This is a genomic window from Anaerolineae bacterium (assembly GCA_016931895.1).
GTDB lineage: Bacteria > Chloroflexota > Anaerolineae > 4572-78 > J111 > JAFGNV01.
The window spans coordinates 79,796-92,401 of sequence record JAFGDY010000315.1; the positions used below are offsets into that span (position 1 = coordinate 79,796).

Consider the following 12,606-nt stretch of genomic DNA (forward strand, 5'->3'; position numbering starts at 1 on the left):
AATGGGAACCCGGGTTCCCATTTACATAGTCAATTACCGTTCACAACAACCATGCTGACAATTTCGGCCTTCATCATCTTAAATTGACTTTCACCCCGTTTAACCAATAATTCGTGCGCCCAATAAATTGAGGCACCGGATTCCACTTCGTATACCGCCAAATCAGAATAACTTGGATTTCTTTCGCCCTTGAGCATTGGCAACGACATCGCTTCGCCAGCCCTTAAAGCTTCAGCATCAAGTTCAATCTGTTTAAAAAATGGTTCCAACCGGCTCGATAGTACAACGTCACTCTGTCGCCAGGCCAAAAGCTGGTCAAGTATCTGACCGCCGGTAAAAACCTCTGTTTCAAAGACCTCAAATTTTTCAGAAGGCAAATGGCGTCTCAAGCCGTCCAAGGGAGGAATGACCGAAAGCAAGCTCACTTCAGCAATTTTTGAACTACTCAAACCCTCGGCTTTGAGTAAGACTTCTTCCAGGGCTTGACGCAACGCCTGCAATGCTTGTTTTGTTTTTGAATCCTTGGCCCTAAACGCTATAGCCGTAATAGTTTCCTCGTAGTTCTCTGGCGGCAAAGACAAAAGAGAATGAATGGTTTTGGCCGCATCCAAAACCCGTTTTTCAAAACGCTGTTCAACCGTGGTTTGTGATACCTCCCGCAACAACGACTTGGGCCTTGAGTCGGGAACAATTTCCTGCAACACCTTTCTGCCACTCAATTTCTCGTCTACAATACGTTGAATCATTGCCACTTGTTCTTCATCTGTTTTTAATCTCATAACAGGCCGCAACTGCTTCTCGGTCAGTTGAGCGGCTTCACATAAATCCTGAGCCATATCTGACAGGTTTAGAAGGGCCAAGTAATTCCTGACCATCCTGTCGCTAATGGCCCGGCCGGTGAGATTTTTTACTCGTTGTCCCACTGCTACTTGTAGCTCTCGTTGACTGGGCAATTTAATGGTGTTTTCTCCGGGAACCCGGGTTCCCATTTCAACATTTAATCGTTCCATAATCCGCTGAATAGAACGCGCCCGCGCAAGAGCCGGCAAATCCACGCGCGCTGCATTTTCCGCCTCTTGCCGTTGATGGATAACCTCCTCATCCGCAGGCATGGTTTCGATAATACACTTGACTCTCTTGAATTCTTCATATCCCTGTTGGACCAATAAATGATGCGCCCAAAAACGTCGTTCCCCTTCGCCTAGCCGATAGGTAGTTCTATCAGGCTGATCAGGATCATCAATACGATACACGTTGAGGGGTTGGCGCAAACCAACTTCTTGAATAGAACGGGCTAAAGCTAAAAGTCCTGTATCCTCAACTTCTTCGTCATCTTCCTCCACTGCCCCTTTGTTACGACCCCCCAAAATCAAGAGAGCCACTGTATCCCCTCGTTCAGCCCTCAACACCAATTCCTGCATAGCCTGTTCAGGCAAAATATCTTTGCTGTGGATAGCCACCCGTAAATCATGCGGCAAAAGATGACGGGGCTGAGAAAGGTCGGGCATAATGCGATCAAGATCAATGTCATAAACCCTCTGATCAGTAGGACGAAAACCAATCTCAACCGAAGACATACTCCCGGCCAATTTGTCAATAACACTCCCCGCTCCTGTCTGCTCGACGGGCATCCCTTTTGCGCCTAACGTACGCTGAATACTAATTTTTCGTTTGGCCATTCCTCCCCCTGAATCCGGTTCGCTTAAGCACCTCTGTTCCCAGCAGACGATACATCTCTGCATACCGCACAAATTCAATACCACTACAAAAAACTAATGGAACCTGAGACTCTGTTGACTCTCGCACTCGTACAGAAGCGGCAATGATGGTATTAAAAACCATGTCTCCATACATTTCTCGGACCACCTCTTCTGTTGTTTGGTCATAAACCGTTCGCGGATCTGTATTATTGATTAACAAACCTAAAACTTTCAAGGTTGGATTATACCACTTTTGCGCAGAGTAAATATATTCCATTGTGTCGCCCAACGCCCCCCTTCCGGCAGCCCCGGGGTCAACCGGTACCAACACATAATCGCTGGCAGCCAAAGCATTCATCGTTAATCTGTCTAAACTGGGCGGGCAATCAATCAGCACCCAATCTACCTGGTCCACATTATTCATCCGGTCAACACTGGCCCTGATCCGGGTAAAACAACTACGCAGCCGAAGTTCGCCTCCTTCAATCTGCGTCTGTCCACTCTTGATGCCCTTCAAGCCATCATCAGCGGGAATAATTTTTAAATTTTCATACTTGGTTGGTTGAACCGCAGCGCCCAACATTCCATCGTCAATCAACACAGACGATAGTGTTTCTGCGCCAGCATATACGCCAAAAAAAGCTTCTCCCAATGTTTTCTGAGGGTCAATATCAATACACAACACCCGAAATCCTGCCTCTATAAGAACCCCGGCCAGGTTAAAAGTTGTTGTACTTTTTGCTGAACCACCTTTCAAGTTTGCCAAAGCAATAACGTTCATGGTAAATCCTCAACTTCAAATCGTTGACAACTTAAAATTACCCCAGATAGCTGAAAACATCTCACCGGCGGTCAACTGCTATCTCTAGTCACCAATTTAAATTCTATCTGCACTTGTTTTCCCACCACACTCGATAAAGCCCGTTGGACAATATCCCGTAAACGATTATCCAACCACTCTTTGGCCATCTCTGTTTGGACGCCGATAATATAAACGCCCTTTTCGTGGCCCACAAGCTCTGTGCCTTGAATAACCGCATTATACGTCGCTTGGGTCATTTGACGACGCAACATTGATTGGGTTTCAGACCAGATTGCCTCGTCAACCGAAGGCAAAACAAAAGACGCCTCAGATATCTTGGGAACTTCGGCCCCCAACCATTCACCCGTTTTATGGTTAACATTCTCCTCTGCGGCCGGCTTCAAACCCAAACCCACCCCGGCTACATCCGCAAAATCCCGTAAGGCGCGCACAAAAACCGCCCCCGCATTAACTTCCGGCTCAGCTTCGGCAGCCTGAACAGCTACTCGAACGGCAGCTACGTAAAGGTCAAGCCTTTCCGGGTATAACGCCTGCAACACTTTATAAAACATTGCCGTAGAATGATCATCCTCTAGCAAAGCTTCTGTCAAGCGCACAATCGGCTCCAAAGAAGTTCTGCGAGGATTTTTTGAATTGTTACGTTTATGTTGTTGAATTAATATGTCTAGTTCGTTAACGTTCTTCCCAGATTCTTCCGATTCAGTATTATGTAAATCAACAATTGGTAGATTGACATAACTATCTGATCCCATATTTTGTTGTTTCACATTGGTTTGTAAACCAAGATTTTCTTGGTTTACTTTTGTGTTATGTAAACCCAGTTGAAGTGGATTAGCCGATAGCAATGAGTCGGAATTTAGTTGGTTGACATAATGTAAATCGGTGTTTTGTGGGGACATTTTTTCCCCGGATATTTGCGGTAAATCGGCATCTCTCCCTTTTACGTTTTCCAAACGATAGGTCTCTAAGCCCAATTCGCCTTGTTGCATTTGCAATATTTCAATGCGCTGTTGCAATTTGGCTTCGTCTTCCGGGGCAACAGGGTCTTCCATAAGCACTTCAAGCATAAAACCCGTCCGCCGAGTTTTGCCGTTATGAGTTTCATAGGCATAACGCAGCCGAGGAATAAAAAGGGCTAAATATTTGGATTTTTCATCGCCGGGGATGATCCGACGCCAAGGCTTGTCGTGGGGGATGGGTTGATGTTTGAGCCAACTGGCTACAGTTTCTTCGTGAACGTCTAACAACTCGGCCAGTTCCCGCCAACTGCACGTCACTCGTTTAGTGCCGTCACTACGGCGAGGGCCGTCTATACTGAGGCTACGGAGGAGCATTACCAAACACCATCGCTCCGGCCCAAGTCGGGACAGCCATTTTTGGACTGAGTAGAGCGTAACCGGAATTGCTTTCTCGGGGGCAACAATCGCGGCTCTGGCGCTTAAATATACAGGATGAATGGAAAGGTCGGGCATAATAGACCCTTTCTTCTTCAAAACGATAATTCACAAAATAGCTAAAGACAGCTAAAAAATTGTCGAATGAAGAAGATAGCCAAATCAGCAAAGCAGGTTTTTACTTGACAGAATGTACCTCCTTGTGGTATATTTAACCCCAAGCGAGGTACTGGAAACAGAAACCTTCTCCCAAAAAATTAAGTAAATAAAACTTTACAGAATGAGGCTCGCGGCAACGGGCCTCTCTTTTTATACAAATTTATCGCCAAATCAAGGGCATAGACCCCCAAACTAACTTAAAATTTGAGCCTATTAGTTGGAATTATAAACATAACTAAAAAAAATGTCAAGAGTTACTTGTAATTATAAGGGGTAGGTGTTATAATTATGTTCAAGTTTGTGGGGAGGTTTATCTTATATGCTCGATTTGAGTCCATTGGGTCTGGTAGAAGCACCATTTTCACTATCGCCTGACCCGCGCTACTTTTATGTGTCACTCCAGCATAAAGCTACCTTGGCTAAGGTAACCTATGCCCTTGAGCAGCGACAAGGCCTATCCATAATTTTTGGCGATGTAGGCGTTGGTAAAACCACTATCGCCCGGCGTCTCTATCAGGTGTATCGAGATCGAGAAGATTTTCGCACGGCCTATATCCCTACGCCGCTTTTTCCTTCCGATTTTCAATTCCTGAAAAGCATTTGCGCCGAATTTGGCCTTAATCCTAAACGCAGCAAATTACTGCAATTGGCCGCTTTTGAAGAATTTCTCATTTCTGTTTTTGAAGAGGATAAAAACGTATTGTTGATTATTGATGAAGCCCAAGGGCTTGTGGGACAGCAGTTTGAGTTGATCCGGCAGTTGTTGAATTTTGAAACAAACACCCAAAAGCTCATCCAAATTGTGCTGATTGGTCAGAATGAGCTTCGCAACAAGTTACGCCTCAAACGAGCCTTGGCTTCTCGAGTGGCTACCCGGTCTACGTTGGAGCCTCTCCACTTTGAAGATACTCGTTCGATGATCAATTTTAGGGTGATGGTGGCCGGACGGCAAGATCCTTTGTTTACCGACGCCGCATTAGTTCGTATCTACGACTATAGCCGTGGTATGCCTCGAGATATATGTGTAGTGGGCCTGAATACGTTACCCGTGGCCCTTTTGAACAAAGTTTCAATTGTTGATGAGGACCTTGTTGAACAGGTGATAGAGGAGTTAGCATAATGGCGGGAAAAGAGACTGCTCGGACGGGACAGGGGACATTCGCCAAACTTTATGACGTTCAAGAAGAATTAAGCCGGCGCCATGTAAAGCCGCTGGGCCGCCCGCGGAAGAAGATTCAGCGCAAGCCTACTACAGTCCATTTAACTCAGGCTGAAATGCGGAATCTGAGTAAGTTGCATCTTTTAACCAATGACGAACTCTCAATTAATCGCAGTGAATTGGTTGGGATTGCCATAGATGCTTTAGCTTGTTTGATAGAGGAAAAGGGTGAAGTCATTCTGGGCGGGAGCCAAATTAGAGAGGTGGAAGCTTTTCGTCAGGTAGTTATTGACTTTATAAAATCATAAAATCGTAATTTCTTAAAATAGTTTGGGGTTTAATAAAAAAAGGAATATGCGGCATTATTTGGTTGTTAGCGGTTTTTTGGCTTCCGATATAAGTAATTCCAGTTTGTAAGTATTGAGGAGAGAAAAAGAAACACCGGCCACTGCCAATTCTTCGTAACCTAAATTCTGAAAAGAACGAGTACAAGCAGCCCGCGACATAGCATCATAAATCACGGCAAAGTCGTTCGCGCCTGGATTCTGCTGGAGTACGTACCGTGTGAATTCTACGGCAGTTTTGTTCAACACTTCGCCGCCTCCTTTATTTCTTCCATTTAACGATGTCTGCCCATTTTTTTTGTTTAACACTTGCGCTTATGCCCTTTAAATGACCGTTTTTTCCACCAAATGAATTTATGATACCTGGGCGCCGGGGAATCCAAAGAATTTAATAATGTTAAAGTAGCAGTATTTTACCACAAATAAGTTTTTTGGCAAAAATTGATAGTACTTTTTTCCTATCTCTTGTCTTCTTAACAATATTTTATTCGGCAAAGATTGAATCTGCTGAAAAGATTATTTTGATTAACGTGGTTTCAATTATAGCATATCTTGACTGCTACAAAAGACCAAACAACTCCTTTGACCTTAAAATCCACATTAAAAATATCTGCTTTTTGAAACTATGGCAGAGGGTGGCCCATAATTCTATTGACAGCCTGACAGCGGCGAATGACGATTGACGAACGAAAAGCCCCAAATTATGACTTCACCCCCATAATGCATAAAAAATAATTGCTTCAGTAATTTGCGTTAAACTTTTTGCTTGGCCGGTTTTGTGCTAAAATAGCCCCTTGATTTAGCAATCGAGTCAGCGCCAGAGACTGTATCGGCGGCGCTGATTTTTGTTGTGATGTTATTGAGGGTTGACGAATGGTAATTGTTGAAAAAATGCCTATGGGATTGGTTATCCGGGCCGGTCAAAAAATGCCTTGGGTGTTCTGGCCTTTTTATCTGCTACGCAGTTTTTTGGCACACTTGGGGGAATTTTGGGCTTATCGCGAGTTGCTCCGCAATCTGGTGGTCCGGGATTTGAAGGTGCGTTATCGTAACTCGCTATTGGGAGTTTTGTGGTCGTTTGGCAACCCTTTGCTAATGATGGTGGTTTTTACCATTGTTTTCACTATTATGACGCCGTATTCGGGACGGATTGAAAATTTTCCGGTATTTGTTCTCTGTGGCATCTTGCCCTGGAACTTTTTCTCTTCCTCGGTGATTGGCTCGATTCGCAGTATTGTAGATAATGACTCGTTGGTTAGCAAAGTCTACTTCCCCCGCGAAGTTTTGCCGGTCTCCATCGTCCTGGCCAATCTGGTTAATTTTTTAGTCGCCTTAATTGTGTTATTTGCTTTTATTCTTTTCTCTCAAATTCCTTTGACCAAGTGGATTTTACTGTTACCGCTGGTCATTGCCGTGCAACTTATTTTTACGGTAGGGGCAGGTTTAATTCTGTCAACGGCCAATGTGTTTTACCGCGACACCCAAGTTATTATGGAAGTGGTTATGTTGGCCTGGTTTTTTATGACCCCTATTTTTTATCCGATTGAGATTTTGCCCCGCAGTTACGAGATTTTTAACATCACAATTGACGTGTGGCGTTGGGTGAACATCATCAATCCAATGGCGTCCATCATCGCCACCTATCGGGTAATTTTGTATAATGGCGCGCCGCCGGAATTTTACTTTTTTATGCGGACTTTATTGACCTCATTGATTATACTGGGCATAGGCTCTTTGATCTTCTATCGCTACAGTCGCACCTTTGCCGAGGAAGTGTAGACCGATGTCTGAGAACGCCATAACCTTTGAGAATGTTTCCAAAGAATTTCGCTTGTCAAAGTTGCGGGTTCGCTCTTTGCAGGAGATGTTTGTGAATTTTTTTGACCCGAACGCTCGCGGCAGGCATCACTTTTGGGCTTTACAAAATGTCAACTTTTCAATCAAACGTGGTGAAACCGTCGGCATTTTAGGCCCAAACGGTTCCGGCAAAAGCACAATTCTGAAGCTCATCAGCCGGATTATTGACCCCACTACCGGCGTTATCACCATTTCCGGGCGGCTGTCCGCTTTGCTGGAATTGGGCGCCGGTTTCCATCCTGATTTAACCGGGCGAGAAAACATCTACCTGAACGGTTCCATTTTGGGCTTGAACCGTAAAGAGATGAATCACAGACTCGACGACATTGTTGCCTTTGCCGACATTGGCGAGTTCATTGACGTGCCTGTGCGTAACTATTCTTCAGGGATGCAGATGCGGCTGGGTTTTTCGGTGGCCGTGCACGTAGAGCCGGAGATTATCCTGGTAGATGAGGTGCTGGCGGTGGGCGATTATAGTTTCCAACTTAAATGTTTGGAGCGCATTCGCCAGATGCAAGAGCAGGGCGTAACCATTTTATTTGTTTCTCACGATTTTGAGGCCGTAGAGCGTTTGTGTTCTGGCGCCTTATGGCTGCATGAAGGTAAATTGCAGGCCCAGGGCCGGGTGGCTGAGGTATTGGCTCAGATGCGGGAAAGGTATCAGTGGGATGGGGGGCAGAATATTTTGGGTGAGGAAGTGGTTTCTGAATTGAGCGGGATGATTGTATAATGAGCCTCACCTATGAAGGGTTTCTTCAGTGCTGTATTTATGTTGTGCATAACTAAGTGTAGAGGTGAACGATTATGTGGAATAGCCGTAAGGTGTTGGTAACTGGGGGCGCTTCTTTTATTGGCTCTCATTTGGTAGACGCATTGCTGGAACGAGGGGCCAAGGTCCGGATTATAGATAATCTGAGTAGTGGCAAATTAGAAAGCATTCAAACCCATCTGAATAATGGCCGTGTAGAGTTCTTTCAGGCTGATCTGCTAGAGCCGGGTGTTGCCCCAAGGATGGTGGAGGGAATTGAAATTGTATTCCATTTGGCCGCAGACCACGGGGGTCGAGGGTACGTTGATTTGCATCAAGCAGCTTGTGCCACCAATTTAACGCTGGATGGCCTGATTTTTCAAGCCTGCTATAAAGCAGGGGTGGAAAAAATTGTCTATGCCTCATCTGGCTGTGTCTACCCCAATTTTTTGCAGACTGACCCCAATGAGATTTTATATTTAACGGAAGATAAGGTTGTTCCGCCTTACGATGCCGACAATATGTATGGGTGGGCCAAGTTGATGGCCGAGATGACGTTGCAGGCTTATTACCAAGATTGGGGGATGAAGTCGGTTTCCTGCCGCTATTTTACCGTGTACGGCCCACGTGGGCACGAAAATCATGCCGTTATTGCCATGATTGCGCGCTCGTTTGTGAATCAAGATCCATTTATTGTGTGGGGGAATGGACAGCAAATCCGTAATTGGACCTATGTGAAGGATATAGTGGCGGGGACCATTTTGGCGGCTGAGAAGATAGATGATGGCCGGGCGATCAATCTTGGCACCATGGAACGTACCCGGGTGATTGACGCTGTTAAAGAGGTGCTGCGTTATACAGGCAAAGAACACTTAAAAATTGAATTCCATCCAGAGATGCCTGTTGGCCCAATGAATCGAGTAGCCGATAACGCTTTGGCCCGCCAACTGCTGGGGTGGGAACCGGAATTCAAATTTGTAGATGGTTTGCACGCCACAATTGATTGGTATTATGCCACCAAAGATAGGCAGAAAGTGGCCGCAATTTTGGATCATGCGCTAACTGAGCGCTAAAGCAGTTGATAGATTCCTCAGTATAGTCCGCTCAACCAACTTTTTGTAACCATATTGACGAGGGTAAATGCTTGGCCGGATTGTAAATAGTGAAGGCAGAACTTAGAGATTCTGGCATTTTGTAGTGCAAGTAACTGGCGCACAGCAGAATTTTGAATGTAGAATTGTACATAAGCATTGCTTGCAGAAGGGCAGGCTCTGAAAAAAACATGTGACGGTTGAATATCCAGGATTCTGGGGGGGGCGTGGGATATGGAAAAAAAATGTCGTGGATATGAATAATTACACCATTTTTTAAACGGGGGAGTATTTCTAAATATAGAAAGGTTACGTCACTTCCAATCCTGACAATATGGCTTGAGTCAATAAAGAGAATATCCCTTTTGTTTAAGGTTTCAAAGACATCCAGGCCAACTTCTTGCACAAATTTCGGAATAATTTCTATGTGACAATCTCCCTGGATTCTTTTCAGCGCCTGGTGGTGATACGGCTCGATACAGACCATGTTGGGTGTGCTCCCCGTTTCTTGCCTGTTTAGGGTTAAGGCATTGGCCATATAAAATGTTGAAACGCCAGACCCCACTTCTATGATGAGGCGGGGTTTGAAGTATCGAACGGTTGCGTGCAGAAGGTGAGCCTCTACTTCCCCATAACCCTCGCCAAAACCTTGTGCCGTTATTTGAGCCAAAGAGGGAAGGTGATCATACTCTATCTGGTAAGTTTTTAAGTTCTTAAGAAATTCTGTTTGGCCTTGTAAATTTAAATCAATCCCGGCCAAATTCGATTCAGTGTACCAGCGCCGAAAATTCTTGCGAAGTTCGCGCGTGTCGGGCACGGGACTATAATAATGAACCGGCAACACGTGTAACCCCAGTTTTTCAAAAAAGGTGAAGGCGGGGCCAAACCAAAAGTCTCGTAATTTGATTTTATAAAACGATAAATATCTTTTTATGACGATTTTGACTGCTTTGATTATTCCAATTGATCGTAGTTTTTGGAGTTTTTTCAAAAAACTCATACTAATCCCCTTTTAAATATGAGAGTACGATATGAAATTTGGCTAATCTGTCAAATTCGTCTCACAAGCGGTAAAGAATATTGATAATGAAACAACAAGAAACACCCCTGGTCACTATTGTCACGCCTTCATTTAACCAGGGTCAATTCATTGAAGAGACTATCCTTAGTGTCAAAACACAAGATTATCCGGCAATAGAGTATCTGGTTATAGACGGCGGATCTACCGATAATACCCTTGACATTTTGGAGAAGCACAGGAATGACTTTTGGTGGGTGTCTGAACCGGATCAGGGACAATCCGATGCCATCAACAAAGGGTGGGCCAGGGCCAGCGGAGATATTTTGGCTTTCTTGAACTCGGATGATACTTTAATGCCGGGTGGTGTTAAGGCCGCCGTTCAATTTTTAATAGCCCATCCAGAGGTGGATATTGTTTATGGTGATATTAACTATATTGATGAGCACAGCCGTGTTATCCAACGTTACCAAGCTCCGGCGTTTGATTTCGCCAGACTGTTGACAGAAGGATGTTACATTCCACAGCAAAGCGTATTCATTCGTAAAGCCGTTTTTGAAAAGGTAGGTGGCTTGGATGTTAATCTCTATACTTCTATGGATTATGATTATTGGCTCCAATGCGTTTTGGCCGGTTGCGTAATGGCCTATACTCCCCAAACCATTGGTACCTGGCGATTTCATTCTTTGGCAAAAGTACTGGCCGCGGCTCGTAGTCGGCATGAAGCAGACCATTTTACTATTCTTGATAAATGTTTTAACCACCCTCACTTACCTGGTGAAATGCGTCCACTCAAAGCCAAAGCTTATAGCCGGGTTTATTTGGATTTTGGATTCAACTATTACAATGCCAGGCAAACGGCCAAAGCCAGGCAATATTTTTTGAAAGCAATTTGGATGTATCCGGCCTGGTTAAAGGAACGTCCAAGAATGGTCCCATTTATAGTGAAATCATTTTTGGGAACCCGTTTTTTGATTTTTGCCAGTTCTGTTAAAAATCATAGATGGGGTCGAAAAGCGGAAACTGATAGGTGATAAGAGTGAGAAAGTGGTTTCAAAATACTCTGCTGATCGTTATCAGTTTGTTGCTCACTTTGTTGCTTCTGGAAATTATTTCACAAATCCTATCGTACCGTGAAATTCCGCCAACCTATATGGCCGATCCAATCCTGGGGACAATTCATAAACCCGACGTTAAAACCCGGTTCCCTTTTCAGGAGTATGGTAATGGCGAGTTGACTTGGTCAACCAACAATGCCGGCCTTAGAGAAGACCAGCCCACTTATTTTGCAAAAGAACCCGGCGTTTTCAGAATATTGGTTTTGGGTGACTCCCATACGGACGGCATGGTAAATAATGCCGAGTCCTATGCAAATGTATTGGAGACTTTACTGAATGAAGAGGCCGCACGGCAGGGATCGTCCGGGCGGCATGAAGTTTTAAACGCCGGTATGGGCACGTATTCGCCCCTCCAGCAGTTATTATGGTGGCGTACTTATGGCTACTGGTACAAGCCCGATCTGGTGATTGTTGGTTTTTACGTGGGGAATGATCTGCTTGAGTTAGTCAATTCCTCCGGGCCGCGTCTCGCCCGGCACCCATCAGGACAAATTACCATTGAAAACTATCCGGTAGAGGGTGTCGTCCCGGCTACCGAAGCTTCTTGGTTTTGGAATCTCAAAGGGATTTTTCGGCCCCTGCGCGTATACCAACTGACCGTCAAGGCGATAGACAATTTGCCGGTTTTGAGATCTCTCATCCGGTCACAGCGGCAGGGTGCCCCTCAAGACTTTTTTTCTAATCAATATATTGAAGCAGTCAAGGTGTGTGCGCCTTGTTTGTCCCAGAGTTTTCAACAAGCTTATTATTTCGCCAACCGAGACCAAAAAGAGGCCAGGCAGATTTTGCAAGAGAGTCTGACCTTGTTTAAGCGCGAGGCCGCCGGCCAGGAAATCCCGTTAATCATTATCTTGATCCCCACCAAGCGGCAGGTAGAGCCGGAAGATGCAGTTGAACAGATACAGAACATTCAAAATGTTTTGGCCCTTAGTGCCGTTGAAGCGACATTTGATGATACCGTATATCAATGGATTGGTGAGATAACGGCAGAGCAAAACCTACTTTCGATTGATATGTTGCCTGTTTTTAGAGAGTATTATCTGAAGACAAAGCAAAACCTTTATTATCGGCAAGATTGGCATATCAATGCTGAAGCGCATAATTTAATAGCCCGAACTATTTTTGATCTTATGATGGGACAAAAATCTCTGATAGAGCCAGATGAGTTATCTCCTGTTAACCATCAATAATGAGT

12 protein-coding genes are annotated in these 12,606 nt (G+C 44.8%); 7 read left to right on the forward strand and 5 right to left on the reverse strand.

Features of this window, described 5'->3' with window-relative positions:
* Nucleotides 1-29 precede the first annotated feature (29 nt).
* The 3 genes from JW953_24205 to JW953_24215 all read right to left on the reverse strand — a co-directional run bounded on the left by JW953_24205 (nt 30) and on the right by JW953_24215 (nt 3,995).
* Nucleotides 30-1,679: a ParB N-terminal domain-containing protein gene (locus JW953_24205; protein ID MBN1995811.1), complete on the reverse strand. Its 1,650-nt coding sequence runs from the start codon at nt 1,677-1,679 to the stop codon at nt 30-32.
* Nucleotides 1,660-2,481 carry a ParA family protein gene (locus JW953_24210; protein MBN1995812.1) on the reverse strand — a complete coding sequence of 274 codons (822 nt, stop codon included), beginning with the start codon at nt 2,479-2,481 and terminating at the stop codon, nt 1,660-1,662. The genes JW953_24205 and JW953_24210 overlap by 20 nt, the downstream gene beginning before the upstream one ends.
* A gap of 71 nt (nt 2,482-2,552) precedes the next feature.
* Nucleotides 2,553-3,995 carry a hypothetical protein gene (locus JW953_24215; GenBank protein MBN1995813.1) on the reverse strand — a complete coding sequence of 481 codons (1,443 nt, stop codon included), beginning with the start codon at nt 3,993-3,995 and terminating at the stop codon, nt 2,553-2,555.
* A 400-nt stretch (nt 3,996-4,395) separates the two neighbouring features.
* Here JW953_24215 and JW953_24220 point away from each other — a divergent pair, with 400 nt between their 5' ends.
* Together JW953_24220 and JW953_24225 are read left to right on the forward strand one after the other, a co-directional pair.
* The gene (locus JW953_24220) at nt 4,396-5,196 is read left to right on the forward strand and encodes an AAA family ATPase (GenBank protein MBN1995814.1); all 801 of its coding nucleotides are present in this window, start codon (nt 4,396-4,398) and stop codon (nt 5,194-5,196) included.
* Nucleotides 5,196-5,543 carry a hypothetical protein gene (locus tag JW953_24225; protein ID MBN1995815.1) on the forward strand — a complete coding sequence of 116 codons (348 nt, stop codon included), beginning with the start codon at nt 5,196-5,198 and terminating at the stop codon, nt 5,541-5,543. The genes JW953_24220 and JW953_24225 overlap by 1 nt, the downstream gene beginning before the upstream one ends.
* A 54-nt stretch (nt 5,544-5,597) precedes the next feature.
* Here the strand turns inward: JW953_24225 and JW953_24230 are convergent, their stop codons facing one another.
* The gene (locus tag JW953_24230; protein MBN1995816.1) at nt 5,598-5,888 is read right to left on the reverse strand and encodes a hypothetical protein; all 291 of its coding nucleotides are present in this window, start codon (nt 5,886-5,888) and stop codon (nt 5,598-5,600) included.
* 618 nt (nt 5,889-6,506) lie between these two features.
* On the opposite strand from JW953_24230, the gene JW953_24235 reads away from it, so the two are divergent.
* The 3 genes from JW953_24235 to JW953_24245 all read left to right on the forward strand — a co-directional run bounded on the left by JW953_24235 (nt 6,507) and on the right by JW953_24245 (nt 9,257).
* Nucleotides 6,507-7,358, forward strand: coding sequence for an ABC transporter permease (locus JW953_24235; GenBank protein MBN1995817.1), 852 nt, complete (start codon nt 6,507-6,509; stop codon nt 7,356-7,358).
* A gap of 4 nt (nt 7,359-7,362) precedes the next feature.
* A complete protein-coding gene (locus tag JW953_24240; protein MBN1995818.1) occupies nt 7,363-8,166 on the forward strand; it encodes an ABC transporter ATP-binding protein in 804 nt (267 codons plus the stop codon).
* Between the two features lie 74 nt (nt 8,167-8,240).
* Nucleotides 8,241-9,257: an NAD-dependent epimerase/dehydratase family protein gene (locus JW953_24245; protein MBN1995819.1), complete on the forward strand. Its 1,017-nt coding sequence runs from the start codon at nt 8,241-8,243 to the stop codon at nt 9,255-9,257.
* Nucleotides 9,258-9,288: 31 nt separating this feature from the next.
* Here the strand turns inward: JW953_24245 and JW953_24250 are convergent, their stop codons facing one another.
* The gene (locus tag JW953_24250; GenBank protein MBN1995820.1) at nt 9,289-10,275 is read right to left on the reverse strand and encodes a class I SAM-dependent methyltransferase; all 987 of its coding nucleotides are present in this window, start codon (nt 10,273-10,275) and stop codon (nt 9,289-9,291) included.
* Between the two features lie 86 nt (nt 10,276-10,361).
* On the opposite strand from JW953_24250, the gene JW953_24255 reads away from it, so the two are divergent.
* Complete coding sequence (locus JW953_24255; protein MBN1995821.1) at nt 10,362-11,327, forward strand: glycosyltransferase; 966 nt, start codon at nt 10,362-10,364, stop codon at nt 11,325-11,327.
* Nucleotides 11,328-11,332: 5 nt separating this feature from the next.
* The gene (locus JW953_24260; GenBank protein MBN1995822.1) at nt 11,333-12,601 is read left to right on the forward strand and encodes a hypothetical protein; all 1,269 of its coding nucleotides are present in this window, start codon (nt 11,333-11,335) and stop codon (nt 12,599-12,601) included.
* Nucleotides 12,602-12,606: the final 5 nt, after the last annotated feature.

What these genes read in the sequence shown, in the direction of transcription:
- JW953_24220 (MBN1995814.1), top strand. Translation starts at nt 4,396, where the DNA reads ATGCTCGATTTGAGTCCATTGGGTCTGGTAGAAGCACCATTTTCACTA.
- JW953_24250 (MBN1995820.1), bottom strand. Translation starts at nt 10,275, where the DNA reads ATGAGTTTTTTGAAAAAACTCCAAAAACTACGATCAATTGGAATAATC.
- JW953_24205 (MBN1995811.1), bottom strand. Translation starts at nt 1,679, where the DNA reads ATGGCCAAACGAAAAATTAGTATTCAGCGTACGTTAGGCGCAAAAGGG.
- JW953_24210 (MBN1995812.1), bottom strand. Translation starts at nt 2,481, where the DNA reads ATGAACGTTATTGCTTTGGCAAACTTGAAAGGTGGTTCAGCAAAAAGT.
- JW953_24245 (MBN1995819.1), top strand. Translation starts at nt 8,241, where the DNA reads ATGTGGAATAGCCGTAAGGTGTTGGTAACTGGGGGCGCTTCTTTTATT.
- JW953_24215 (MBN1995813.1), bottom strand. Translation starts at nt 3,995, where the DNA reads ATGCCCGACCTTTCCATTCATCCTGTATATTTAAGCGCCAGAGCCGCG.
- JW953_24235 (MBN1995817.1), top strand. Translation starts at nt 6,507, where the DNA reads ATGCCTTGGGTGTTCTGGCCTTTTTATCTGCTACGCAGTTTTTTGGCA.
- JW953_24255 (MBN1995821.1), top strand. Translation starts at nt 10,362, where the DNA reads ATGAAACAACAAGAAACACCCCTGGTCACTATTGTCACGCCTTCATTT.
- JW953_24225 (MBN1995815.1), top strand. Translation starts at nt 5,196, where the DNA reads ATGGCGGGAAAAGAGACTGCTCGGACGGGACAGGGGACATTCGCCAAA.
- JW953_24240 (MBN1995818.1), top strand. Translation starts at nt 7,363, where the DNA reads ATGTCTGAGAACGCCATAACCTTTGAGAATGTTTCCAAAGAATTTCGC.